We start from the raw sequence: 455 nt of genomic DNA, 5'->3' as shown, positions 1-455 counted from the left end.
ACCGGACCCAGGACCCGTACGTGGCACTGCCGGCCCGGGTGGTGCCGGACCCGCGCGCCAGCGACGAGGCGTGGATGGTCACCACCCCGGTCCGGTTCGACCTCGGCACGTTCGACGTGCTGCCCGACGTCGAGGGCCGCGACGACGCCCGCCGGGCGGTCTGGGTGCCGGCGGTCGACTTCGACTGCGTGGTGCGACACCTGACGGCGGTCTACGGCGGCACAGTGTTCGCCGCCCACCGCGACCTGCTCCGCGACGTACTCGACCGCTGAGTGCCTGCACGGCACGTCTCGTACGTGCCGGCGCAGGGACCGTCCGGTCCACCATCAACGCCCCCGAAGGGAGTTCGACATGGGCAGGAAGAACATCCAGCAGGGCCCGAACAACCCCGCCAGCCGCAACGACGAGGTCGGCGTCCAGGTCGGCCAGGTCCGCGGCCGGGCCAACCCCCGGCA

General features: G+C 72.7%; 1 protein-coding gene. It reads left to right on the top strand.

The window, feature by feature from the left end; all coding sequences use genetic code 11:
* The coding region (locus ADL29_RS08990; protein ID WP_211274278.1) for an NUDIX hydrolase at positions 1 to 272 on the top strand (272 nt) is incomplete at its 5' end.
* Between the last annotated feature and the right edge of the window lie 183 nt (positions 273 to 455).

This window comes from Streptomyces chattanoogensis (assembly GCF_001294335.1).
GTDB classification, from domain to species: Bacteria; Actinomycetota; Actinomycetes; order Streptomycetales; family Streptomycetaceae; genus Streptomyces; species Streptomyces chattanoogensis.
The sequence above is the reverse complement of the archived record's forward strand: the minus strand, read 5'-3'. Positions and strand labels throughout refer to the sequence as shown.